Source organism: Streptomyces sp. GS7 (assembly GCF_009834125.1).
In the GTDB taxonomy this organism is placed as follows: Bacteria; Actinomycetota; Actinomycetes; order Streptomycetales; family Streptomycetaceae; genus Streptomyces.
This window is the reverse complement of record NZ_CP047146.1, coordinates 2,796,604-2,819,827: the sequence shown is the minus strand read 5'-3', so window position 1 is coordinate 2,819,827 and position 23,224 is coordinate 2,796,604. Positions and strand designations below refer to the sequence as shown.

Here is a 23,224-nt window from a genome sequence, read left to right as displayed (position 1 = left end):
ACGGCTGCGGCGGTCTGCCGAGGGCAGACCGCCGTGCGGGGTTCGTTTCGTCATGCTGCGGGAGGATCCTCGTTGAGGGTGCTGGCCCAGTTCAGGAACTGTGCGATCTCAGGCTGCGCCAGGCGGTAGTAGCGGTGCCGTCCTTGTGGCTTGACATCCAGCAGACCTCCGGCAACCAGCTTGCTCAAATGCGAACTGGCGGTCGAGGCTGCTGTCCCTGCGACATCGGTGAGCTCGCTGGCAGAGTAGGCCTTCCCGTCAAGCAGCTTGTACAGGATGCGTACACGGCTCGAGTCCGCCAGAAGAGAGGCGACCATCACCAGCCGCCTTTCCTTGCTCATGTCACGTTCTCGAAGACTCCCGCTGCCTCCCTCGCGAAGCCCCCGGAATCGTGGCTGATCGGTGCTTAATAACGGAGAGATGGATCCGCCTTGCATTCGACCCAGCCCTTTCTTCGCTGGCGGCCGATGCCCCACGCGGGTCGCTATCAGGGCATCGGCCGCGACGTCTTGAAACGCGCTCAGCTTGAACGATGGCCGTGCTGGAGTGGATCAGAAGTGGATGTCGACTCCGTAGTTCTTGATCCACTTATTGAAGCTGACGATGTACGACATGCTGTGTGCCGGGCTGGGAGCTGTGCCGATGTAGGGCACGGGCCGGGTGCCGTCGAGAATGCCGGCAACCTTTGCACGGTCGAAGAGGTCGAAGACCGGTTCAGTGGGCCGCTCCAGCAGCGCTGCCAGCTGGGCACGGACGTGCTTGAGGTACTTGTCGTCGCGCGCCGCGGGGTAGCCGCTCTTCTTCCGCCACGCGACCGATTCGGGCAGAGCATCGGCGACGGCGTGCCGCAGGAGCCCCTTTTCCATGCCTCCCATCTGCTTGATGTGCCACGGCACGTTCCACACGTACTCCACCAGGCGGTGGTCGCAGAAGGGAACCCGAACCTCAAGCCCCACGGCCATGCTCGCCCGGTCCTTGCGGTGCAGCAGGGCCGGCAGCCAGTGTGTGAGGGCCATGTAGAACACTTCACGCAGACGGGCGTCGGTGCCGGTCTCACCCTCCAGACGTGGCACTTCGGCCATGGTCTCCAGGTAACGCTGGTGTGCGTACTCCTGCGGCTTGATCTTGGCGATGTGGGAGTCGTGCAGGAGGTCGGCGAAGGCCATTCCTTCACGCAGCCACGGGAACCCGTCGTGGTGCAGGGCCTGGGGATCCTGGAAGTAGTAGTAGCCGCCGAACACCTCATCGGCGGACTCCCCCGACAGGGCGACGGTGGAACGTTCCCGCACGCCCTTGAACAGCAGATACAGGGACGTGTCGAAGTCTCCCCAACCGGGCAGGTCGCGGGTCTTGAGACCGATGTCCTCGTGTTCGATGAGCAGGTCGTTGCTCAGCACGATGGGAGTGTGATTGCACTTCACGTGGTTGGCGACTTCACGGGCAAAGGGCGCGTCGAGGGAGGACCACCAGGTGTCCTCCGGGGTGCTGCTGCTCGTGATCTTGTCACTGTCGACGAAGTCGACAGCGAAGCTGTCCAGGGTCTGGCCGGTGGAGGCGCGCAGGTTCTTCGCCGCCAGAGCAGTCATGGCACTGGAGTCGACGCCGCCGGACAGCAGGGAGCACAGCGGGACATCGGATATGAGCTGGCGGGTGGTGATGTCCTCGAGATAGTCCCGAACGGTGCGGATGGTTTCCTGTTCGGTGTCGGTGTGCAGAAAACTGGTCAGCTGCCAGTACCGCCGCTCGATGCCGCCTTCGCGGGTGAGTTCGAAGACATGGCCCGGTCGCAGCTCGCGCATGCCACGGTAGATGCCTTCGCCGGTAGTCCGCGGCCCCGGGAAGATCAGCAGCTCGGAAAGCCCGGTCAGGTCGATGCCTGCGCTGACCTTGGGGTTGGCCAGGATCGCCTTGGGCTCCGACCCGAAGACCACTCCCCCGTCCAGGGGGTAGTAGTAGAGCGGCTTGATGCCCAGGCGGTCTCGGACCAGGAGCAGACGCTCCTGGCGCTGGTCCCAGATGGCGAAGGCATACATGCCGTTGAGCCGGTCGACGAAGGCGTCGCCCCACTGAAGGTAGGCGTGGAGGACAACCTCGGTGTCGGAGCGGGTGCGGAAGTTGCGCCCCAAGGCGCTGAGCTCGGTGCGCAGTTCCTGGAAGTTGTAGATCTCGCCGCTGTAGGTGAGCACCACATCGCCGGCCTGGGAAGCCATCGGCTGCTTGCCGCCGTCGAGGTCGATGATGGACAGGCGGCGATGGCACAGGGCTACATGGTTGCGGACCCAGATGCCGTCGGCGTCCGGACCACGGCACGCCATGGTCTGGTTCATGGCCTCCAGCGTCTTATCCTGCTTCGTCAGGTCATCCTGCCAGCTGACCCAGCCGGTGATTCCGCACATAACAGTCCCTCTCTTCACTCTAAAACCGCTCTGCCGACGTTCTCCTTGTCGACAAGGCGTCAGAAATTCGGAGCTCTGCGTGCTGTGCTTGCGGCGCTAGGCTTGCGGCGCCTTTCCCTCAGTAGCTTTTTGGGGATGGATTGCGGGGAAACGAAGACCCCACGGTTTCGTGCACCAGAGGCCGGTAGCCCGCACGAAGGACACGTACGGTGCATTGCGGGGTAACCACCGTGGCCTGCTGGGGAAGATGGTCTCTGGCAGCAGCGTTGGCGTAGCCGTCATGGGTCCACCGGAACACTCGCGCGCCCCACACCAGCCACGGGCCGCCCTGCCAATGGACCATGGTCCCGTCCGGCAGATCGTCCCTGTTCTGCTCGTGCCAGATCTGACGGGAGCGCCCCGGGTCCAGCCGGTGCCGGGCCAGGGTGTGATCGACCGTCTGCGCGTCCGGCAGCTCCGTCAGTTCATATGCGGCCATCCAGGCCCGCTTGAAACGGAGGTAGTCGGCGTTCCTGCATTCCGAGCAGGGACGATGTCCCGCCGCAAAGGAAGTGGCCTCGTCGAGGAAGAACAGCTCGGTGTAAGAGGCGGGCCCCATGACCTGACGCTGCCGCCCGCGGAATTGGAGACGGCATGAGAGCCAGTTTACCGTCCGCCAATTCCGGGTCAGCTCCTGCTGTTTGTTGTGCAGGCGCCCGCGGTTACCGAGCATCGTCCCGCGGCTCGGTACGGCTTGGATCTCACCGTATGGTGTCACGCGATTCTGGAGCGGCATGGCCCCCCTTTCTCCCGATCGTCTGTGAATCTCTGGGTGCGCGGCAGGAGCGATCACGCAGCCAAGATCGCTTGTCGTGGTGATGTCTGATGCGCCGGCGCAAAGATCTGGGTGTCGCCGGGGCGGAGGTTCCACAGCTGCATGAGGGCGTAGGAGCGCCAGGGGCGCCAGTGCTCGGCGCGGCGCATCGTGGGGGCCAGCCCGACCGGTTGCTCCAGGCTCTGCAGCGCCCGGCCGGTTGCCGGTGCTTGGGCGAGGAAGACGTCAGGGTCTTTGAGGGCCCGCATGACGAGGTAGGCGGCTCCGTGTCCGCTCAGGCCGGCTTGCATCAGCTGGCGCTCGCTCTCCGCACGGTCATGGCCGTCGCTCAGCGTCAGGTCTCCGGCAGCCAAGTCGGTGGCGATGCGCCGCAGGAGATCGGCTGCTGCGTTCGGGAGGAGGTCGGTCAGTGGTGCCTCGGCCAGGGTTTGGGCTGTGGGGAACAGGTGGGTCACCGCTCCGGTCGGGGAGGGCAGAGGACGGCCGAAGCGGCGGGTCAGTGCTGCCAAGGCCCTTGAGACTTGGGGCTCGGGCAGCATTTGCCGAAGCGCGGTGCACAACAGCAGTTCCTCGGGGTCGGCCGCGCCAGGAACGCGCAGACCCGGGTGAGCGACGACCAGAGGAGCCATCAAAGGTTCGCCGGCGAGGAGTTCTGTGACAGCCAGCGGGTCGGCGTCCAGGTCCAGCAGGCGGCGGCAGCGGTGGATGACCGTCGCCAGATCCCGTATGTCCTCCAGGCAGAACTGCGACTCGACGTAGCCGGGGCGTGGTGTGAGAGCGACCGTACTTGCTCCGTGAGGCAGACGCAGGCTCCGGCGGTACGTGCCGTCATCGATCTCTTCGATACCGGGCACCGCGCGGGCAGCGAAGAACCGGAGCAGAGCGGGCCCGTCGAAGGGTTCACGGACCGACAGGCGCACCGTGATGGTCCCGGCAGCCTGATCGGCAGGCGAGGCAGCCATATCGCGCAGAGCGGTGGGAGTGCGGTCGAAGACGGATGCGATGGTGTCGTTGAACTGGCGGACGCTGGAGAAGCCCGCGGCCATTGCCACGTCGGTGATGCGAAGGCTGGTCGTCTCCAGCAGGATGCGGGCAGTCTGGGCGCGCTGGGCGCGGGCGAGTGCTTGCGGGCCGACTCCGACCTCGGCGGTGAGCAGACGGTGAAGGTGCCGTGTGGTGTAGCCGAGGTGCGCGGCCAGTCCGGCGACGCCTTCGCGGTCGCAGACGCCGTCGGCGATCAGGCGCATGGCCCGGCCCACGACATCAGCTCGCAGGTTCCATTCCGGCGAGCCCGGGCTGGCGTCCGGGTTGCACCGCTTGCAAGCGCGGTAGCCGGCTTCCTGCGCCGCGGCCGCGCTCCGGTAGAAGCGGACGTTCTTGCGCATGGGGCAGCCGGGACAGCTCGGTCGACAGTAGATGCCGGTGGTGACCACCGCGGAGTAGAACAGCCCGTCGAAACGGGTGTCCCGGCTCAGTGTGGCCCGCCAGCAGCGTTCGAAATCAAGCACGCAAAAAACCTTTCCATTAGAGACAGCGTGGTGCTGGCAACTATCGGACATGGAGGATCCCACTTCGACTGACCCTGCGGCTCCCTGCGCCCGGTTGAAACCTCCCACTAAGAACATGGGACGCGATGAAAACAGAAGAAAAACCTACCGACCGGCCAGGTCAACGCCGTGGACGAGAGCCCGGTATCACATGGCCACTTGGACAGTCACGCCATTAACGGGCCGTGCGATCCACATAGTCGGCACGCCGAGTTGACCGCCGCCTGTTCACAGCCCGTTATTCTGGCCCAATCTTTAAGAGGCCATGTGTGCTTAGCACTCACTGAGTGGCTCAAAGAGGCTGGACGAGTTGCCCGAAAAGCAGTGCCTGCCGTGACATGGCTGATTGTTCGGCTCCACGTGAGAGGGCAGTCCAGCCGACCAACCCCTCCTGTGCGTCACGGGACCCGGCGGCCACCTCTTTTGGAGGCGACCGCCTCGCACCCACTGCAACCATCTCAAGGCATGGGGGCTGCCAAGGCAGGCGATGTGGCGTCACCCGACGGCTACCAGGGCTGGGCGGGATGGCAAACCAGCGGTAGGGATCCCGCCAATGGCGCGAAAGCGGCGTGTGCCCCGCCGAGGCACGACTGAGTCAGAGGGTGCTGGTGTCCAGGTCCAGGTCGAACGGCTCCGGCAAGTGGACGGTAGCGCCATAGGGGTGGGGCCCGTCGGCGCGGGTGTAGCCGAGGCGGCCGGGCTCGGCATACACCGTCACCGACCGCTCCTGCCGGTCCACCAGCAGGCACAGCGGTGCCCCGTATTCGGCATACCGCTTGCGTTTGACGACGCGGTCGGTAGCGCCGTTGGACTCGGAGGTGACCTCGACGACGAGGAGGGTGTCGGCGGGCAGTAGGGTGCCGGCGCCCTTGGCCGCGGCCGCGGGAACGACGGCGAGGTCGGGGATGTACCAGTTCGCGGCGCCGGGCAGGTCGAGGTTGCCGGAGCCGATGACGCAGCCGAGTCCACGGGCACGAGCGCGGATCTGTTCGCGGAGAGTGTCGGCGACGGCTTCGTGGTCCGAACGGAGCGGTGTCCTCCACATGAGCGACGTGTCGGCGCTGCTCCAGGCGCACCGGTGACCCTGTAGCGGGACAGTGCGGCGAAGGCATCCGCGCCTTCGGCCGCTGGAACACCCCGCTCTCGCGCCAGGACCTGCTCGCCACCCTGGAGCTACCGGCCTGTTCTGCTGCCTCGCCTTCATGAACCGCTTCGGGTCTGATGGAGGCTCGATTCCCTGAGAGGATCGAGTCATGGCACGTCCGTCCCCTTACCCTGCCGAACTTCGCGAGCGTGCGGTGCGCATGGTCGCGGAGATCCGTCCGAACTACCCGACCGAGTGGGCCGCGATGAAGGCGGTCGCGGCGAAGCTGGGCACCGGTGCGGCCGAGACGGTGCGGACCTGGGTCCGCAAGGCCGAGGTGGACGCGGGCCAGCGGCCCGGCACCACGTCCGAGGAAACCGCGGAGATCAAGCGTCTGCAGGCGGAGAACACCGAACTGCGGCGGGCGAACGAGATCTTGAAGGCGGCGTCGGCTTTCTTCGCGGCCGAGCTCGACCGGCCGTCAAAGCGCTCGTAGCGTTCATCGACGAGTTCAAGAAGGTGTTCGGGGTCGAGCCGATCTGCCGTGTGCTCTGCGGCCACGGACTGAAGATCGCAACGAGCACCTACTACGCCGCCAAGAACCACGCTCCCAGCGCCCGCGCGATACGGAGCTAAAGGCGCACATCAGTCGGGTGCATGCCGACAACTACGGCGTCTACGGAGTCCGGAAGGTCTGGCGGCAGCTGCACCGCGAGGGCATAGTCGCGGCCCGCTGCACGGTCGCCCGGCTGATGCGCGAGCTCGGCCTGGAAAGCGCCCGTCGTGACAAGAAGATCCGAACCACCCTGCGCGACGATGGGCATGAACGGGCGGCTGACCTGCTGCAACGCGACTTCACCGCCTCCAGGCCGAACGAGCGGTGGGTCGCGGACTTCACCTACCTCGCCACCTGGTCCGGGATCGTCTACGTCGCATTCGTCGTGGACGTGTCCTCCCGGGCGATCGTCGGCCGGTCCGCGGCGACCAGCAAGCGGGCCAAGCTGGTCCTCGACGCCCTCGACATGGCCCTGTGACGCCGGGATCGCGCCGGAACTCCCACTGGACCAGGGCTGGTTCATCATTCGGATGCGGGCAGTACACGTCTTTCGCGTTCACCGCGCACCTCATCGAGCCCGGCATCGACGCCTCGATCGGCACCGCCGGCGACGCCCTGGACAACGCGCTCATGCAGTCCCAGATCGGCCACTACAAAACGGAGCTGATCAAACCCCGCAGGCCCTGCCACGGCCTCGCCGACGTCGAGCTCGGCACCGCGGAATGGGTCGACTGGTTCAACAACCAGCGCCTCCACAGCGCGACCGGCGACATCCCGCCCCATCAGTACGAGACCAACCACCACGCTCAACACCAGCCCCGACCGGCGGCTGGAGTCAACGTATAGAGCCTCCACCGATCCCGGAGCGGTTCATCACTGAGGCAAACCGCAACCTCGGGCCGGCCAAAGAAATCGATGACGTCGCTGAGTTCATCCGTCGCACTGGCCTGCACCCAGACGACGTCACATCGGGCAACTCTCAGCTGCTGTGATGGTGTAACCACCCTTTGCTGCGGCGCGTGCTGCTTAAGCCAGCCACCTGGCAGTGAAATGCTCGATTGTCATCGAACAGGATGGGCGGCCCGAGCATGGCAGCGCTACAGGCAAGAGCTCTTCCCGCCAATGGGTTCAAGTCGTGGCTGCCCTCACGGGAGCAGTCGGCAGCGTTGTCGCCTTCCTGCTCGGCGACAACGTGCACAATCCGGCGTTGCCTCCTGCACCCTCGCCCACCGCAACCTTTTCCACTCCGCCAACGCCTACAGCACGGCCGTCGGCGAGTACATTCGCGCCAGTCTCGCCGACGCCCACGGGACAGCCGTCGACAAGCGTTCCGGTGCCCCCCAACGGGCAACCGGTAACGATCGCAGTAACCCTCACGCAGCCGGCTGGTGGCGGTATCAACGCCACATCCTGGATCGCCGCATTTGGAACGGCTGTGACTCCCTTGGCGGTAGCGGGCATTACGTACTTTCTCGGTCGCCGACAAGGCCAGGCCTTGGCGGTTCGGCAGAGGGTTGTTGGCGCTCCGGTAAGGGTGCGTCGACCGAGGGCAACAAGGGCTTCACGGCGCTGACTCGGGTCCGGGAAAGACCAGTCACTCGTCGGCTGCGTGGCTGTGCGCGAGGGCGCCCTGACCCGTCGGGCACGCTCTAGTGGAGAGGTTTGAGGCACGAAACGGTCGTACCGCCGGGGCCGTACTTCAGGTCCGCGTACAACTCGCCGCGAGAGCAGGTCGCCCCGGGCTTCTCCAGTCGACGGGTCACCTGATAGCGGGCATCCGGTGCTCCGCAGTCCGTGACCCGGAGATCCTGATGGTGCCAGTCGCCGTCATTGTGTACGCAGGCACCGACGGCGAGAGTCGGCGCGGTCTCGAAGCCGGGCCCGGAGTTGGAGCGACCGCCACCGGTCACCATGCCAAGGACGATCAGACCAGAGATCGCGACGACAACGACCAGCATCGGCACAAGGAAGAGCAGAGCCTCCGGACGGCGCAGCAGCGGCTTGCCTGGATCAAGCGGAGGCCGGAATCCGCCTACGGGAGAGGTGAGTTGGCGGAAGCCGGCCGCTGGGCCGAGGTTCATCAGCAAGGTGATTGGTGTGATGACGAGGGACAAGGGCCCCCACCAGCCCTGCCACAGCGTTTTTGCGGACATGTCGCGGACGGTGGCGAGGCCGCAGTCACGGCAGAACGCTCCGCGCCGGCTCAAGAACCGCATCAGGATGATGATGCCCTGGTGGCCGCGAACGACTGCCGGTACAGCCGGTGATGCTCCGCAGATACCGCAGGCAGGCGAACCCGGCGGCGGCGCGTACCGGCCATACGGCTGTGGTGGGGCTGTGTACGCGCCATGCGGTGAGAGGGGGGCAGCGGCGGTCGGCGCATAGGGGCTGCCCGTCTGCGGAACGTACGCGTGATGCGCCGGGTAGGGCTCGCCGCCATTGCCCGGGGCCTGATACGAGGCATGCGGACCACTCGGCTGCTGAGGCATCTGCGCGCCGGTGGGCTGCGCCCAGCCATTCGAACCAACGCCGTACGGTGGCGGTGGAGTAGCCACAGATTCCCCCTCAGTCCCTCAGTCGTTACCGAACGCAGTAACTTCGAACACCCTAGCCTCTGACCAGTGCCGGCGTTTTCCACGGCCGTCGCAGCCGGCGAGGCGGACGTCGTCCTCACACCGCTGCGGCGCGGGCCCCGCCGGGTCCGAGGTCCTGGCCGGGCCCACGCCCTCCAGACACCAATCCTCACTCCTACGCCACTGGCCTGAAGCACGCCCGCAACGCCTGCCCCCGGCGTGAACACCCCGCACTCCCGCGACTCCGTCCCCCTGTCAGCTCCATGTCTCGCAGGGCGTCCAGCAGTTGGGGCACCCCACCTCGACCTCCGTCTTCGCCAGCAGCGCGCTGACGCAGAAGTGGCGGCGCGCGTAGCGGGCCGTGGGGTGTGAGCCAGGCCAGAGCCCGTGGGGCAGAAGCGCACGCGCCTCGCAACCGCATGTCCCTGAAGGGTCCCTGGGTGTCCCGCAGCCCCCGGGCGGAGCCGGAAACCGCAGGCCAGGGCAGTAACAGCGCGTACTTCCCCCATTCACGAACGGACCCGCTCACGCCTGGAGGAACAGCGCGGCCGGCCCAGTGGGCAGCTGGTGCTGGCCGCGTTGCCCGCGGCCTGCCGCGGCTTCGCCGCCGCCGCGCTCGCCAGCCTCGCCGGGCGCCACACCGCCCTGGACTGCCGGCTGGTGGAGTCCGACCCCGGCCGCGCCATCAGCCTGGTCGTACGAGGAGAGGCGGATCTGGCGGTCGTGCACGACTGGCACAACACCCCGCTGGCGCTGCCCGCCTCGCTCTCCGTCGCCGAGCTGGGCGAGGACATCGCCGACGTCGCCCTGCCCGCCGGGCATCCGCTCGCCGGCCGGGACGTGGTGACCCCGTACGACCTGCGGGACGAACGGGTGGATCGGGCAGGGGTCCGGGGCCATGAGTGGCTGGTGCGTTGCTTCTCCGGCCTCGGCATCGAACCGGACATCACCTACCAGATCGAGGAGTACGAGTCCCAAGTGGCGCTGCCGACTGCGGGATTGGGCGTCACGATGCTGTCCCGGCTCGGCCGCGGCACCCTGCCGCCCACCGTCCACGTCGTCCCGATGCAGCCCCACCGTCCCGTCGACTCTCGGTCGTTCGGCGTTCCCGGACCGACCGCAGGCCCGCAATTCGCGCGACCTCGGCGGCGCCGCGCGAACACCGTCCGGGACAGACTCCGACCACCGACCGGCCCGAGTAGCCGGGTGAACATCGACCCGCCGGCGGTACGCCAACGGGCGCAGGCCGCCCGGCACCTGGTGCACCGCACGTAGCGGCACCGCACCACATGGACCCCGTGGCGGGAGGGTTGCCCCTCCACCACGGGGTCCACCGGCCCGTGCCGGGCCATGCAGGTGGGGGCCGTCCGCCCGCCGCTCGGGGGAAAGTTCGGCGGGCGGATCCGGCCGGCGGGCGCCCGACCGCCGGCGCCGGCCCCCGTGAAGACGAGTCAACTCCCTTGCGGGCGTTCGCAACAGAGTGTGAACGGGCCATCTCGGTGCGCGCGCTTCACACCCCGTGCGAACCGCTCACGCTCCGTCATCTCACACGGGGTGTGAAGCGCTGACCCGCATATCCCCTCCACACACGCTCCCGCCTTCCGCCGCAGCGCAGTTGACTGTTGGGCGTAACCGCACCGACCGTCACCAGAAGAAGGAAAGAGGAGCGGACCGTGACCGCCCACCCCGAACCCGACCTGACCGCCGCCGACTTAGCGGAGCTGAGGCGTCTACTCGACGTACGCACCGCCAAGGTCGACGGCCAACTCGCGCTCCAGGCACAGCGATCCGAGCAGAACACGCGTGACGCGGACGAATTGCACGCCCGCGTCACGCGGTTGGAGAGTGGCCGCTGGCCACTGCCCTCGATCGCCGCGCTCACGGGGCTCGCGGCACTGGTGGTCACCCTGTGGCAGGCAACCGGGCACTGAGGAGGATGCGGCGGAGGGGGTCAGCCCAGCCGGATGTGATGGAGCATCAGTAGGGCCGCGGCCATGTTCGCGGCCGGCACCTCCCCCCTCCCCACCATGTCGGGGACGAGCTTGAGGGACACCCACTCCCGCCGGTCCGACTCGAAGTCGTCCTGCGGCGAGCCGACGTACTCGCCCTCGTCGGACCAGTAGATGTGGTGCCGCGCGTCGGTGAGGCCGTTGGACGGCTCCACCGTGAGGAGGTGTCGGAGGGGCCCGGGTCGCCACCCGGTCTCCTCCTCCATCTCCCGCGCGGCCGCAGCCGCCACATCCTCCCCGTCCTCCACGACACCGGCGGCCAGCTCCCAGCCCCAGCTGTCGGTGATGAACCGGTGCCGCCACAGCAGCAGCACCTCATTGGCCTCGTTGACCACGGTGGCGACCGCGACCGGCCGCATCCGGATCACGAAGTGATCGAGATGACGGCCGTCGGGTAGCTCCACATCGGCCAGGTTGACCCGGAACCAGGGATTCGCGTAGACGGGCTTTTCGTCGAGGTTGTTCCAACGCACGTAACTGCCACCTTCCGCTGTTGGGCCGGCAAGGTGACACGAGCCCGGTCACAGCGGAACGCGCAGCACCTCGTCGATGAGATCGGCAGCCTCGTCCGTCGCGGAGCTCCCGGTCTCCGCCAGATGCTCGCGCACCGCCCGCAGCCGGTCCCGCAGCCGTTGCGACTCCATGCCCCGAGCCCGCTCGGTCATCTGCGCGGCATTGGCCACGGCCCGGTCCGCATCCCCTTGGCGCAGCTCGATATGAGTGAGCATGGCCAGCCGGTGAACCCGGCCGCGGTCATGTGCGGGAGTGTCCACGGCGGCGTCCGCCTGCTCCCGTGCGGCCCGCAGGTCACCGAGACTGAGCAGCGCCTCCGCCACTTGTACGTTCACCAGGCCGGGCTGGACATAGCCCGTCTCGTCCGGTTCGAGCCCCGGCCGGATCCGCTCCGCAGCCGCCTCGGCCCGCCGGATGCAGGCCAGCGCACTGGTCCCGTCCCCCAGCCGGGCATACGACTTGGCCTGCATCGCGTAGAGATCCGCGGAGAGCGCCGGAGTGATCTGCGGACCCGCGGCCCGCAACGCCGCCTCCGCGAAGGCGACCGCCTGGCGGTACTCCCGTACGAAGAGGGACTGGTTGACCAGCAGCGCGATCACATACGCGCCGAGTCCGCGGTCCCCGCTGGCCTTGGCCAGCCGCAACGCCTGATGGAAGTAGCGCTGGGCCAGCCCGAGAGCATCCGAGTCGTACGCGCAGATTCCCGCGACGGCGACCAGCCCACCGGTCGCCCGGTGCAGCTGGCGTCCCGTCGCATCGCTGTAGCTGCCCCGCAGCAGCGGCGCCGCCTCGGTGTTGAGGAATCCCACGATGCGCGCTCTGGTAGCGATACCACCCGCCTTCCGGTACATCTGCTCGTAGTGGGTCCGCGCCGCCCGCAGCATCTCGATGTCGGCCATCCCGACCCGGGTCAGCCCGTCGCGCGACACGTCGAAATCCTCCGGCGGGTTCTCCCACTCCCATACGGGGATGACCGCCGAGGTCCCCGTCAGCGCCGGAGCCGCCAGCACGTGGGGCCGCTGCTGCTCGTCGGACCGCCACAGCGCGGTGGCCCGCTCCACGAACCCCGAGAGCGGCGTCTCCGAAGCCCGCCGCTCCCCCGGCCTGCTCAGCCCGATGTCGTCCAGCCCCACCGGCCGGCGCAGCCGCTCGCCCAGAATCTCGCAGATCAGATCGGGCACCTGCCCCCGCGGGCGCTGCCCCTTCAGCCACCGCGCCACCGCGGTGTGCTCGTACCGCAGCGCCAGTCCTCGCCGCCGCCCCAGCTGATTGATCCGCGCCGCAAGCCCGGCATGCGAGATACCGGCCTCGTCCAGGATCGCGTCGAGCAGCGTGTTGGGCTCCATACCGTGCCCCCAAGGACGTAACGGCTCCGTAAGTCCAGCGTAATCAGGGCGAGTTCACACCCCGTGTGAACCGGCCGCGGCAGGAAGCCGCCACGGTGAATCGGCGAGACCCGCATCGGGACGGCGGGAAAGTCGCATACGGCGCAGGGTCGGAGGGGATGTACCGGGGTGCGCCCGCAGGACCTGGAGCGAACGCCGGGGCATTCCTCATCCACACACCAGATGCGCCCGCGCCGAGGACGAACCCCGGTGCAGCCCCTCCGCCCCCCACCCACAACGCGTCGGCGCACAACGGCGCCCAGCCACAGACAACGGAACGGGCCCCTGCCCACACACCGTGGACAGGGGCCCGAAGCACCGAGGGGGACAGCAGGGCGTCAGCCCCGCAGCACCGCCCCCACCCGCTCGACCGCCACCGCGACCGCCGCATCGCGAGCCGCCGAAGCCTCCTCCGCCGTCAGTGTCCGGTCCTCCGCCCGGAACCGCAGCGCGTACGCCAGCGACTTCTTCCCGGCGCCCACCTGCTCACCGGTGAAGACGTCGAACAGCCGCAGCGACTCCAGCAGCGCACCCGCGCCGTCCCGCAGCGCGGCCTCGACCTCCGCCGCCGGCACCGCCGCGTCGACGACCAGCGCGACATCCTGCGTGGCCACCGGGAACGTGGAGATCCGCGGTGCCTTCAGGGCGCCCGAGGCCGCCCGCTCCAGCCGGTCCAGGTCGATCTCCATCGCGCTGGTCCGCTCCGGCAGGCCCATCGCCTTGATGACGCGGGGGTGCAGCTCACCGGCGTTGCCGACGAGGATCTCCTCACCGTCGGCCACCGCCAGCAGCGCCGCACAGCGGCCGGGGTGCCACGGGGCGTGCTGGTCCTGGCGGACGATCAGCTCGACGCCAGCCTCACGGGCGACGGTCCGCCCGGCCTCGACGGCGTCCGCCCAGCCCGCCGGGTACCCGGCACTCCACCAGCCGGCCTGCTCCCGCGCCCCGGCGAGGACCACGGCGGCCCGCCGCGGCTGCTGCGGCAGCGACGCGTCCAGCGAGGCGATCTCGTCGTCGGTCGGCCGCCGGTCGACGACCAGCCGGCGGGCCGGCTGCTCCTCGCCGGTCGCCCGGAACACCGGTCCGGTCTCGAAGAGCGCCAGATCGTGCGTGCCGCGGCCGAAGTTGCGCCGCAGCGCGCCCAGCAGCCCCGGGACGAGGGTCGTACGGAGGTCGGGCTCCTCGTCCGACAGCGGGTTCACCAGCGTCACCGCGTCCCGCCGCGGGTCGTCCGCCTCGATGCCCAGCTGGTCGAGGACCGCGGACCCGGTGAACGGGTAGTTCAGTGTCTCGACATAGCCGGCGCCGGCCAGCGCCCGCCCGACCCGCCGGTACAGCCGCTGACGCTCCGTCAACCCGCGGCCGGCCGGCGGCAGCGGCAGCGTGGAGGGCAGGTTCTCGTAGCCCTCCAGCCGGATGACCTCTTCCGCCAGGTCGTTCGGCTCGCTCAGGTCCGGCCGCCAGGACGGCACGGTCACGACCAGCTCGTCCTGCCCGTAGACATCGCAGCCGACCTGCTGCAGGCGGCGTACGACGGTCTCGCGGCCGTAGGCGACACCCGCGACCTTGTCCGGGTGGTCGGCCGGGATCGTGATCGTCCGCGGCCCGCGGGGCGAGACGATCTCCGTCACGCCCTCCTCGGCGGTACCGCCGGCGAGCAGCACCAGCAGGTCCACGGTCCGCTGCGCCGCCGCGGACGCCGCCTCCGGGTCCACCCCGCGCTCGAAGCGCTTGGCCGCCTCGGAGGACAGCCGGTGCCGCCGCGCCGTACGGGCGATGGTGATGGCGTCGAAGTGCGCGGCCTCGATCACCACATCGGTGGTCCCGCGCAGCCGCCCGGTCTCCGGATCGGCGACCGGCGCCGCGATCTCGGTGTTGGCGCCGCCCATCACACCCGCCAGGCCGATCGGCCCGCGGTTGTCGGTGATGACCAGGTCCTCGCCGTCCAGCACCCGCTTGGTGCCGTCCAGCGTGGTCAGCTGCTCACCGGGGGTGGCACGGCGGACGCCGATCGGGCCGTCCACGGTCTGCCGGTCGTAGGCGTGCAGCGGCTGGCCGAGCTCCATCATCACGTAGTTGGTGACGTCGACGGCCAGCGAGAGCGGGCGCATCCCGGCCTTCTGGAGCCGCCGCTGCATCCAGATCGGGGTGCGCGCCTCGGGCTCCAGACCGGTCACCGTACGGGCGGTGAAGCGGCTGCAGCCGATCGGGTCGGCGACCTTGACCGGGTAGCCGCCGGCGTTCGGCGGCGGCACGTCCAGCAGCGCCGGGTCGCGCAGCGGCAGCCCGAACGCGGTGGCCGCCTCGCGGGCCACACCGCGCATCGACAGGCAGTAGCCGCGGTCCGGCGTGACGGCGATGTCCAGCACCTCGTCGACGAGCTCCAGCAGCTCGATCGCGTCGGTGCCCACCTCGGTGACCGGCGGCAGCACGATGATGCCGCCGCTGCCGTCGTCGCCCATGCCCAGCTCGTCGCCGGAGCAGATCATGCCGTGCGACTTCTTGCCGTACGTCTTGCGCGCCGCGATCTTGAAGTCGCCGGGCAGCACGGCGCCCGGGAGCACGACCACGACCTTGTCGCCTACGGAGAAGTTCCGCGCACCGCAGACGATCTCCTGCGGCTCACCGGTTCCGTTGGCGGTGCCGACATCCACCGTGCAGAAGCGGATCGGCTTCTTGAAGCCCTCCAGCTCCTCGATGGTCAGCACCTGGCCGACCACGAGCGGGCCCTTGAGTCCGTCGCCCAGCCGCTCGACGGTCTCGACCTCCAGGCCGACCCCGATGAGCTTCTCCTGTACGTCGCGCCCGGTCGTCGTCGCCGGCAGGTCGACGTACTCCCGCAGCCAAGAAAGCGGGACCCGCATCAGATCTCCATCCCGAACGGCCGGGTGAACCGGACGTCGCCCTCGAACATGTCACGCATGTCTTCCACGTTGTGCCGGAACATCAGCATCCGGTCGATCCCGAACCCGAAGGCGAAGCCGCTGTACTTCTCGGGGTCGACACCGCAGGCGACGAGCACCTTGGGGTTGACCATGCCGCAGCCGCCCAGCTCGATCCAGCCTTCGCTGGAGCAGGTACGGCACGGCCGGTCGGGGTTGCCCACGGACTCACCACGGCACACGTAGCAGACCATGTCCATCTCGGCGGACGGCTCGGTGAACGGGAAGTAGTTGGGCCGCAGCCGGGTCTTCATGTCCGGGCCGAACAGCGCCCGGACCATGTGGTCCAGGGTGCCCTTGAGGTCCGCCATGGTCAGGCCCTCGTCGACGGCGAGCAGCTCGATCTGGTGGAAGACCGGGGAGTGCGTGGCGTCCAGCTCGTCGGTGCGGTAGACCCGCCCCGGGCAGACGACGTAGACCGGCGGCTCGCGGTCGACGAGCGTACGGGCCTGCACCGGCGAGGTGTGGGTCCGCAGCACGACGCCCGACTCGTCGCCCTGGGTGCCGTTGCCCTGCACGAAGAAGGTGTCCTGCATCTGGCGCGCCGGGTGGTCCGGCACGAAGTTCAGCGCGTCGAAGTTGAACCACTCGGCCTCGACCTCGGGGCCCTCGGCGACCTCGTAGCCCATCGCCACGAAGACGTCCGCGACCCGCTCCATGAAGGTGGTCAGCGGGTGCCGGGCGCCGGCCGGGGTCCGGTCGTAGGGCAGCGTGACGTCCACCGCCTCCTCGACGAGCACCCGCGCGTCGCGCTCCGCCTCCAGCTCTTCCTGGCGGACCTTGAGCGCCTGGTTGACCCGGCCGCGGGCCTGGCCGACGCGCTTGCCCGCGTCCGCCTTGGCGTGCGGGGGCAGGGCGCCGATCTCGCGGTTGGCGAGGGCGAGCGGCGAGCGGTCGCCGGTGTGCGCGACCTTCACCTCGCGCAGCGCCTCCAGATCGGCGGCGGCGGCGATGGCGGCCAGCGCCTCGTCCACCCGTCGGGCGATCTCTTCCGGTTTCAGGGCTTCGACCTCGACAGGGTCGTACGACTTATTGGGTGCGGACATCTCTTCCCGTGCTTCCGGTGGACTGGCTTGGCGTGGCTGCCCGCGTGTGCCCGCGATGCCTGTGCGCCAAAGGTGCCAAAGGTCAAGTCTAAGGGGCGGGCCGCCTGCGGCCTGTCCGCCCCTGGGTGCGGGGCGCCCGACGCTTCCTCTAGGCCATGAAGGCCGGGGCCGCGACGGGCAGGCTAAATCGGAATTCCGCGCCGCCGGCCGGCGCCCGGCCGACCGTGATCGTCCCGCCGTGCGCCTCGACGATGCCCTTGACGATGTAGAGGCCCAGGCCGGTGCCGCCCCGCTTGCTGCCCCGCCAGAAGCGGGTGAATACGCGGCTCATCGACTCCTCCGGGATGCCGGGGCCCTCGTCGCTCACGGTGACGCTCGTGCCCTCCATGCTGGACGCGTCGCCGGTCGTGTCACCGGTCGCGTCCGATGCCGGTCCGACCTCGATGGTGACGGTTCCCTCGCCGTGCCGCACCGCATTTTCCAGCAGGTTGCCCAGCACCTGGTCCACCTTGTCCGGGTCCGCCCACAGATCGGGCAGCGGCTCCATCATCCGGATCAGGAAGCGGTCCGGCCGCTGGCCCGCGGTGGTCTGCGCCTGCACGTGCCGGCGGACCGCGGCGATCATGTCGACCCGCTGCCGGCGGACCTCCAGGCGCCCGGAGTCGATCCGGGAGATGTCCAGCAGCTCGGCGATCAGCCGGGTGACGCGGTTGGCGTCGGCGTCCACCGTCTCCAGCATCAGCCGCTTCTGGTCGTCGGTGAAACGCTCCCACTTCTGGAGGAGGGTGGCGGTGAACCCCTTGACGGAGGTCAGCGGAGAGCGCAGCTCATGGGCGACGGTGGCGATCAGCTCGGCATGGCTCAGCTCCGTGCGCCGCCGGGCCTCGGTGCCGCGCAGCGCGATCACCAGCCGCCGTACGGGACCGGTGGGCACGCTGCGGACGTAGCGGGCGGAGACCAGCACCTCGCGGCCCCCGAGCAGCAGGTTGCGCTCGGGCTGGCCGCGGCGGATGGCGAGCCCGCCGTACGGATCGGTCAGCCGCCACCAGCGGCGACCCTCGATGTCCTGGAGCGGCAGGGCGCGGTCGACGGGGCGGCCGAGGGCGTCCGCGGGGTCGATACCGGTGATCCGCGCGGCGGCGGCGTTGAAGCAGATCACCCGGCCCCGTTCGTCGGCGACGACCAGGCCGTCCGGGAGGTCGTCGGGGCCGAGCCCGAGGCCGCTGCCGAGCGGCTGCCCGGCGGTGGCCGCCCCGCTCCCGGGTCCGTCGGACGGGCACCCGTCAGCGGCGGCTGTGGTGGCCGAAGTCCGCACCGTCATCCCCGATTTACCCCCTTCCGGGCCGGAGCTGGCAAGACTACTAGCTCGGCCCGGATGCACCGGCGAGAACGCGGGTACGCCCCTCAGGCGGGTGACACCGAGCGGCAGCCGCCGCTGCCGCGCTGGGCGCGCGCGGAGGCGTAGAGGCACACCGCGGCGGCCGTCGCCAGGTTGAGGCTCTCGGCCCTGCCGTGGATGGGCACCCGCACCACGGCGTCGGCCAGCGCACGGGTCTCCTCCGGCAGCCCCCACGCCTCGTTGCCGAAGACCCAGGCGGTCGGCCCGCCCATGGACCCCGCGTCCAGCTCGGCGTCCAGGTCGCACTCGCCCGCGCCGTCGGCGGCCACGATCCGCACCCCGGCGCCCTTGAGCCCGCCGACCACCCGCTCCACCGGCACGCCGACCGCGACCGGCAGATGGAAGAGCGAACCGACCGACGCCCGCACGGACTTGGGGTTGTACAGGTCCACGGAGGCGTCGGTGAGCACCACCGCGTCGGCGCCCGCGGCGTCCGCGCAGCGCAGCACCGTCCCGGCGTTCCCGGGGTCGCGGACGTTCGCCAGCACCGCGACCAGCTGCGGGCGGGCGGCCAGGATCTCCTCGAACGGCGAGTCCAGGAACCGGCAGACGCCCAGCAGGCCCTGCGGGGTGACCGTCTGCGAGATGTCCGCGACGGTCCGGTCGTCGGCGAAGTGCACCCGCACGCCGGCCGCGTGCGCCGCCGCGACGATCTCCGCGTGCCGCTCGGCGGCCTCGACGGTGGCGAACAGCTCCAGGAGCGTCGGCGTACCGTCCGTACGGTGCGCGATGGCCTCCCGTACGGCCTGCGGGCCCTCGGCGATGAACCGGCGTTCCTTGCCGCGGAAGTGGCGGCGGGCCAGCCGCCGGGCGGCGGCGACACGCGGGGAACGCGGGGAGATCAGCTCGGGGGTGCCCATGGGCGGCGGCTCGCTTCTTTCGTTCGGTGCGTGGGCCCCGCTCCGGGGCGGCGGGGCGGGAAAAGCGGCGGACCCGCAGGCCGGGGCCTGCGGGTCCGCTCTCACAACGTCGTCACACGTCGGGGATCGCGACAGCACGTCGCCGTCGGCGCCGTCAACGCGGTCGGGCTGAAACTCAGGCAGCCTTCGGGGCGTTGACGTCGCTCGGCAGCGCCTTCTGGGCAACCTCGACGAGCGCGGCGAACGCACCCGCGTCGTTGACCGCCAGGTCGGCGAGGATCTTGCGGTCCACCTCGATGTTGGCGGCCTTCAGACCCTGGATGAAGCGGTTGTAGGTCATGCCGTTGGCGCGGGCAGCGGCGTTGATGCGCTGGATCCACAGCTGACGGAAGTCGCCCTTGCGCTTCTTGCGGTCGTTGTAGTTGTAGACGAAGGAGTGGGTGACCTGCTCCTTGGCCTTGCGGTAGAGGCGGGAGCGCTGGCCGCGGTAGCCGCTGGCCTGCTCGAGGATCGCCCGGCGCTTCTTGTGGGCGTTGACTGCCCGCTTGACGCGTGCCACTTGTTAACTCCTTGTAGCGGGGCCGTGGTTGTTCCTCACACGGCCCGAATCGACGTAGGGTCCCGGTCCGGTCGGCGCACCCCGCCCGCGCGGCGGGGTGCCCCGGCTCACTTGCCGAGAAGCTTCTTGATCTTCGCGGCGTCGCCCGGGGCCATCTCGGCGTTGCCGGTGAGGCGACGCGTCACGCGGGACGACTTGTGCTCAAGCAGGTGGCGCTTGCCGGCACGCTCGCGCAGCACCTTGCCGGAGCCGGTGACCTTGAAGCGCTTGCTGGCACCGCTGTGCGTCTTGTTCTTCGGCATGCGCCGTACTCTCCTCGTCAGTGGCGCTCCCACCGGCACGGGCCGGCACGCGGGAGCGTCAGATGTATCGGTTGTGTCCGGGGCGGGTGCCCCGGCCTGGATCCGGGGCGCTCGCCCAGAGATCACGCCTCGGCGTGCTCCTCGGCGGGCTCCGCAGGAGCCGCACCCTGGCGCTCCGCCTTGCGGGCGGCCTGCGCCTCGCGGGCCTCGGCCATCGCCTCGGTCTTCTTCTTGTGCGGACCGAGGACCATGATCATGTTCCGGCCGTCCTGCTTCGGGTTCGACTCGATGAAGCCGAGCTCCTGGACGTCCTCCGCGAGCCGCTGCAGCAGCCGGAAGCCGAGCTCCGGCCGGGACTGCTCGCGACCACGGAACATGATCGTGATCTTGACCTTGTCACCCTGCTTGAGGAACCGGACGACGTGACCCTTCTTGGTGTCGTAGTCGTGCGGGTCGATCTTCGGCCGGAGCTTCATCTCCTTGATGACCGTGTGCGCCTGGTTCTTGCGCGCCTCACGGGCCTTCATGGCCGACTCGTACTTGAACTTTCCGTAGTCCATGAGCTTGCAGACCGGCGGACGGGCGTTCGCCGCCACCTCGACCAGGTCGAGGTCGTACTCCTGCGCAAGCTCCAGGGCCTTGGCAAGCGGCACAATGCCGACCTGCTCGCCACTGGGACCGACGAGTCGCACCTCGGGGACGCGAATCCGGTCGTTGATGCGGGGCTCGGCGCTGATGGATCCTCCTCGGTAGCACCACGCGACGGCCTGGCGGACTGCCGCGTAACGTCTGTTCGGTGTGACCAACCGCGCCGGTACACGAAAAATGCCCCGACGGGACACAGGCGGGGCTCCACATAGATCAGGAGCACCGCCGCGAAGTCTCCGCGGGGCGCAGCCGGACCGAAGACCCGCCAACCCTGAGGTCGGTTCGGGTGGGAGAAGGAGCCTCCACTTGTGGGCCGGTCACATAGGTGTCCGGCCGGTCGCAGCAACCAGAATACACGAGTCAAGGGGTGACCCCCACTCTCGTGCTGACGCACCCCGCGCCCGCAGTGCCCGGACGGCGCCGCCGGAGGCCGCGGGCGCTCCCGCGCACGGGGGTCGCGCGCCGGGGTCATAGGCTGGGGGCGATCCCCTCAGCAGGAAGTGAAGCCTTGACATGAGCGAGCAGACCCCCCAGCAGCGGCACAACGCAGGCGACGCGGCCCGGCCCGACTTCGACACCATGACCCGCGACATCGCCGACGTGCCCGCGGTCGAGGTGATCACGACGGTCGCGGTGCACCTGATGAGCTCGGCGGCGGTCAACCTCGGGCTCGCCGAGGGCGGCGAGGCGCACAAGGACCTGGACGAGGCCCGCAAGCTCATCCACGCGCTGGCCGGGCTGGTCACCGCCGGCGCCACCGAGATCGGCTCGTACCACGCGGCGCCGCTGCGGGACGGTCTGAAGTCGCTCCAGCTGGCGTTCCGCGAGGCGTCGGTGGTGCCGGACGAGCCCGGCCAGGGCCCCGGCGAGAAGTTCACCGGGCCGGTGCACGGCTAGGGTCACCCGCACACCGACGACGAGCCCCGGCCGCACCGGCCGGGGCTCGTCGTCGTACGGGGTCGTGCCCGCCTCAGACGCGGTCGCCGGAGGCCGGTTCGTCGGGGGTCGACTCGCCGGGGGCGGCCTTCTCGGCGCCGGCGGCCTCCTCCTGCGGGTGGGTGATCTGGTGCACCACGGCCGCCAGGGCGCCGCCGATCAAGGGCGCGATGATGAACAGCCAGAGCTGGGTGATGGCCGCGCCGCCCGCGAACAGGGCCGGGCCGATGCTGCGGGCCGGGTTCACCGAGGTGCCGTCCAGCGGGATGCCGATGAGGTGGACGGTGGCCAGGGCCAGACCGATGGCCAGGCCGGCGAAGCCCGTCACCGCCGTGCTGTGCGTGACCCCCAGCACGACGAAGACGAACAGGAAGGTCATCACGATCTCGGCGACGAACGCGCCGCCGAGGTTGATGTGCACCGCCGACCGGTCGCCCCAGCCGTTCGTCCCGAAGGCCGCGTGGGTCTGCAGCCCCGGTACCTGCTTGGCGACCAGGAAGAGCAGGGCGGCGCCGACGATGCCGCCCAGGACCTGGGCGATCCAGTACTCGACCGCGGTGCGCACGGTGATGCGCCTGGCCAGCAGGGCGCCCAACGTCACCGCGGGGTTGATGTGGCAGCCCGAGATCGGGCCGAGGGCGTAGGCAAGTGCCAGCATGACGAAGCCGAAGGCCAGGGCGATGCCGAAGGTGCCGATGTACTCGCCCGCCAGCACTGCCGAGCCGACGGCGAAGAACACCAGGAGCAGCGTGCCGAGGAATTCGGATACGACCGGGCGGGTCTCCGTGATCTCCATGGGCTCTCCTCGCGTGGATCTTGAGCTCTTCTCGCATTGTGCGGTGCGGGAGGCGTCCGCGCCCGTTGGGCACAGACCGGCGGCGCGGCGGCGGCGAGCGGATCAGCGCTGGTAGAGCAGCTCCCCGGCCGGGTCTGCGGCCTCCGTACCGGGCGGCAGCAGCGCCAGGTCCAGGCCCCGTACGAGACGGGCGCGGAGGGTTTCGTCGGCGGCGAGCGCCCGGGCGAGGCGCTGGGCGGCCTCGGCGGGGACGGCGTCCGGGGCGAGGCCCAGGGAGAGGGTGCCGTCGGTCTCGTCGGACGGGTCCAGGCGGGCGCGCAGGACGGCGGGCTCGGCGGCGAGGAGGGTGCGCAGCGCGCCGGTGACGGCGGGGTCGGCGAGCGGGTCGGCGGTCGTCCGGCCCTCGGCGAGGGCGCGCAGGGCGGGGCCGGTGAGCTGGTAGGCGACCGGGCCGGCCAGGTCGACGACGACCGTGTCGGCCTTCTCGTGGGCGGCGGCCAGCAGCGCCTGCCGGAGCGGGACGGCGACCGGGCGGGCGTCCGGGCGCCACCGCTGGAGGGCCTCCATGGAGGTGAAGGCCGGGAGGGCGCGGCGGCCGTCGGGGGCGGTGAGGGTGGGGACGGCCATGTCGCTGGACTTCTCGCGGCGGAGGCCGTCCGCGCCGGTCTCGACCTCGCCGAGGAGGGCCACGACGGGGACGAGGACGCGGGCGCCGGCCAGTGCGCTCAGTACGCGGGGCTCGGCGCCGCGGTCCGCGCCGTAGGCCGCGAGTGCCGCCGCCAGGGCCGGGTCGGCGGAGCCGTCGTCGTCGGCGAAACCGGGGTCGGGGATGTTCTTCTGCACGTCGCCGAGCGTATCG

20 protein-coding genes and 1 pseudogene are annotated in these 23,224 nt (G+C 69.8%); 4 read left to right on the top strand and 17 right to left on the bottom strand.

Annotated features, from left to right (window positions below; genetic code table 11):
* Positions 1-50: 50 nt before the first annotated feature.
* The 5 genes from GR130_RS12155 to GR130_RS12135 all read right to left on the bottom strand — a co-directional run bounded on the left by GR130_RS12155 (position 51) and on the right by GR130_RS12135 (position 5,802).
* The gene (locus GR130_RS12155) at positions 51-341 is read right to left on the bottom strand and encodes an ArsR/SmtB family transcription factor (RefSeq protein WP_159504740.1); all 291 of its coding nucleotides are present in this window, start codon (positions 339-341) and stop codon (positions 51-53) included.
* A gap of 210 nt (positions 342-551) precedes the next feature.
* Entirely contained in the window at positions 552-2,396 is a 1,845-nt protein-coding gene (gene asnB, locus GR130_RS12150) for an asparagine synthase (glutamine-hydrolyzing) (protein ID WP_159504739.1), read from the bottom strand.
* 118 nt (positions 2,397-2,514) lie between these two features.
* A complete protein-coding gene (locus GR130_RS12145) occupies positions 2,515-3,171 on the bottom strand; it encodes a hypothetical protein (RefSeq protein WP_159504738.1) in 657 nt (218 codons plus the stop codon).
* Between the two features lie 53 nt (positions 3,172-3,224).
* The gene (locus GR130_RS12140; protein WP_159504737.1) at positions 3,225-4,769 is read right to left on the bottom strand and encodes a bifunctional transcriptional activator/DNA repair enzyme AdaA; all 1,545 of its coding nucleotides are present in this window, start codon (positions 4,767-4,769) and stop codon (positions 3,225-3,227) included.
* A gap of 583 nt (positions 4,770-5,352) precedes the next feature.
* Positions 5,353-5,802, bottom strand: a complete 450-nt coding sequence (locus tag GR130_RS12135) for a Uma2 family endonuclease (protein WP_159504736.1) — start codon at positions 5,800-5,802, stop codon at positions 5,353-5,355.
* 208 nt (positions 5,803-6,010) lie between these two features.
* Between GR130_RS12135 and GR130_RS12130 the strand changes: the two are divergent.
* A pseudogene (locus GR130_RS12130) lies at positions 6,011-7,243 on the top strand (IS3 family transposase).
* An 803-nt stretch (positions 7,244-8,046) separates the two neighbouring features.
* On the opposite strand, the gene GR130_RS12125 reads toward GR130_RS12130, so the two are convergent.
* On the bottom strand, positions 8,047-8,550 hold the full coding sequence (locus GR130_RS12125) for an LppU/SCO3897 family protein (RefSeq protein ID WP_236572990.1): 504 nt from the start codon (positions 8,548-8,550) through the stop codon (positions 8,047-8,049).
* Positions 8,551-9,477: 927 nt separating this feature from the next.
* Between GR130_RS12125 and GR130_RS12120 the strand changes: the two genes are divergently transcribed.
* Together GR130_RS12120 and GR130_RS12115 are read left to right on the top strand one after the other, a co-directional pair.
* Positions 9,478-10,245, top strand: coding sequence for a LysR substrate-binding domain-containing protein (locus tag GR130_RS12120; RefSeq protein ID WP_328707592.1), 768 nt, complete (start codon positions 9,478-9,480; stop codon positions 10,243-10,245).
* Positions 10,246-10,643: 398 nt separating this feature from the next.
* Positions 10,644-10,901: a hypothetical protein gene (locus GR130_RS12115; RefSeq protein ID WP_159504734.1), complete on the top strand. Its 258-nt coding sequence runs from the start codon at positions 10,644-10,646 to the stop codon at positions 10,899-10,901.
* Positions 10,902-10,921: 20 nt separating this feature from the next.
* Here GR130_RS12115 and GR130_RS12110 read toward each other — a convergent pair whose 3' ends face one another.
* The 9 genes from GR130_RS12110 to infC form a co-directional block, all read right to left on the bottom strand.
* The gene (locus GR130_RS12110) at positions 10,922-11,452 is read right to left on the bottom strand and encodes an NUDIX domain-containing protein (protein ID WP_159504733.1); all 531 of its coding nucleotides are present in this window, start codon (positions 11,450-11,452) and stop codon (positions 10,922-10,924) included.
* 48 nt (positions 11,453-11,500) lie between these two features.
* Positions 11,501-12,838 carry a transcriptional regulator gene (locus GR130_RS12105; RefSeq protein WP_159504732.1) on the bottom strand — a complete coding sequence of 446 codons (1,338 nt, stop codon included), beginning with the start codon at positions 12,836-12,838 and terminating at the stop codon, positions 11,501-11,503.
* A 377-nt stretch (positions 12,839-13,215) separates the two neighbouring features.
* Positions 13,216-15,741 (bottom strand): phenylalanine--tRNA ligase subunit beta, encoded by a 2,526-nt coding sequence (gene pheT, locus GR130_RS12100; protein WP_159504731.1) that lies wholly within the window; start codon positions 15,739-15,741, stop codon positions 13,216-13,218.
* The gene (gene pheS / locus GR130_RS12095; protein WP_159504730.1) at positions 15,741-16,865 is read right to left on the bottom strand and encodes a phenylalanine--tRNA ligase subunit alpha; all 1,125 of its coding nucleotides are present in this window, start codon (positions 16,863-16,865) and stop codon (positions 15,741-15,743) included. Before pheS ends, pheT begins: the two co-directional genes overlap by 1 nt.
* 148 nt (positions 16,866-17,013) lie before the next feature.
* Complete coding sequence (locus GR130_RS12090; RefSeq protein ID WP_159504729.1) at positions 17,014-18,186, bottom strand: sensor histidine kinase; 1,173 nt, start codon at positions 18,184-18,186, stop codon at positions 17,014-17,016.
* Between the two features lie 83 nt (positions 18,187-18,269).
* Positions 18,270-19,124, bottom strand: coding sequence for a TrmH family RNA methyltransferase (locus GR130_RS12085; RefSeq protein ID WP_159504728.1), 855 nt, complete (start codon positions 19,122-19,124; stop codon positions 18,270-18,272).
* A 175-nt stretch (positions 19,125-19,299) separates the two neighbouring features.
* Complete coding sequence (rplT, locus tag GR130_RS12080; protein ID WP_159504727.1) at positions 19,300-19,683, bottom strand: 50S ribosomal protein L20; 384 nt, start codon at positions 19,681-19,683, stop codon at positions 19,300-19,302.
* A gap of 107 nt (positions 19,684-19,790) precedes the next feature.
* Positions 19,791-19,985 (bottom strand): 50S ribosomal protein L35, encoded by a 195-nt coding sequence (gene rpmI, locus GR130_RS12075; RefSeq protein ID WP_016576627.1) that lies wholly within the window; start codon positions 19,983-19,985, stop codon positions 19,791-19,793.
* Positions 19,986-20,107: 122 nt separating this feature from the next.
* Positions 20,108-20,791 (bottom strand): translation initiation factor IF-3, encoded by a 684-nt coding sequence (gene infC / locus GR130_RS12070; protein WP_159504726.1) that lies wholly within the window; start codon positions 20,789-20,791, stop codon positions 20,108-20,110.
* 355 nt (positions 20,792-21,146) lie between these two features.
* On the opposite strand from infC, the gene GR130_RS12065 reads away from it, so the two are divergent.
* The gene (locus GR130_RS12065; protein WP_159504725.1) at positions 21,147-21,530 is read left to right on the top strand and encodes a DUF1844 domain-containing protein; all 384 of its coding nucleotides are present in this window, start codon (positions 21,147-21,149) and stop codon (positions 21,528-21,530) included.
* A 73-nt stretch (positions 21,531-21,603) separates the two neighbouring features.
* Here the strand turns inward: GR130_RS12065 and GR130_RS12060 are convergent, their stop codons facing one another.
* A complete protein-coding gene (locus tag GR130_RS12060; protein WP_159504724.1) occupies positions 21,604-22,365 on the bottom strand; it encodes an MIP family channel protein in 762 nt (253 codons plus the stop codon).
* A 102-nt stretch (positions 22,366-22,467) separates the two neighbouring features.
* Entirely contained in the window at positions 22,468-23,208 is a 741-nt protein-coding gene (locus GR130_RS12055) for an SseB family protein (protein WP_159504723.1), read from the bottom strand.
* Positions 23,209-23,224 lie beyond the last annotated feature (16 nt).

What these genes read in the sequence shown, in the direction of transcription:
- GR130_RS12155 (WP_159504740.1), bottom strand. Translation starts at nt 341, where the DNA reads ATGAGCAAGGAAAGGCGGCTGGTGATGGTCGCCTCTCTTCTGGCGGAC.
- asnB (WP_159504739.1), bottom strand. Translation starts at nt 2,396, where the DNA reads ATGTGCGGAATCACCGGCTGGGTCAGCTGGCAGGATGACCTGACGAAG.
- GR130_RS12145 (WP_159504738.1), bottom strand. Translation starts at nt 3,171, where the DNA reads ATGCCGCTCCAGAATCGCGTGACACCATACGGTGAGATCCAAGCCGTA.
- GR130_RS12140 (WP_159504737.1), bottom strand. Translation starts at nt 4,769, where the DNA reads ATGTCCGATAGTTGCCAGCACCACGCTGTCTCTAATGGAAAGGTTTTT.
- GR130_RS12135 (WP_159504736.1), bottom strand. Translation starts at nt 5,802, where the DNA reads ATGTGGAGGACACCGCTCCGTTCGGACCACGAAGCCGTCGCCGACACT.
- GR130_RS12125 (WP_236572990.1), bottom strand. Translation starts at nt 8,550, where the DNA reads ATGTCCGCAAAAACGCTGTGGCAGGGCTGGTGGGGGCCCTTGTCCCTC.
- GR130_RS12105 (WP_159504732.1), bottom strand. Translation starts at nt 12,838, where the DNA reads ATGGAGCCCAACACGCTGCTCGACGCGATCCTGGACGAGGCCGGTATC.
- pheT (WP_159504731.1), bottom strand. Translation starts at nt 15,741, where the DNA reads ATGCGGGTCCCGCTTTCTTGGCTGCGGGAGTACGTCGACCTGCCGGCG.
- pheS (WP_159504730.1), bottom strand. Translation starts at nt 16,865, where the DNA reads ATGTCCGCACCCAATAAGTCGTACGACCCTGTCGAGGTCGAAGCCCTG.
- GR130_RS12090 (WP_159504729.1), bottom strand. Translation starts at nt 18,186, where the DNA reads ATGACGGTGCGGACTTCGGCCACCACAGCCGCCGCTGACGGGTGCCCG.
- GR130_RS12085 (WP_159504728.1), bottom strand. Translation starts at nt 19,124, where the DNA reads ATGGGCACCCCCGAGCTGATCTCCCCGCGTTCCCCGCGTGTCGCCGCC.
- rpmI (WP_016576627.1), bottom strand. Translation starts at nt 19,985, where the DNA reads ATGCCGAAGAACAAGACGCACAGCGGTGCCAGCAAGCGCTTCAAGGTC.
- GR130_RS12065 (WP_159504725.1), top strand. Translation starts at nt 21,147, where the DNA reads ATGAGCGAGCAGACCCCCCAGCAGCGGCACAACGCAGGCGACGCGGCC.
- GR130_RS12060 (WP_159504724.1), bottom strand. Translation starts at nt 22,365, where the DNA reads ATGGAGATCACGGAGACCCGCCCGGTCGTATCCGAATTCCTCGGCACG.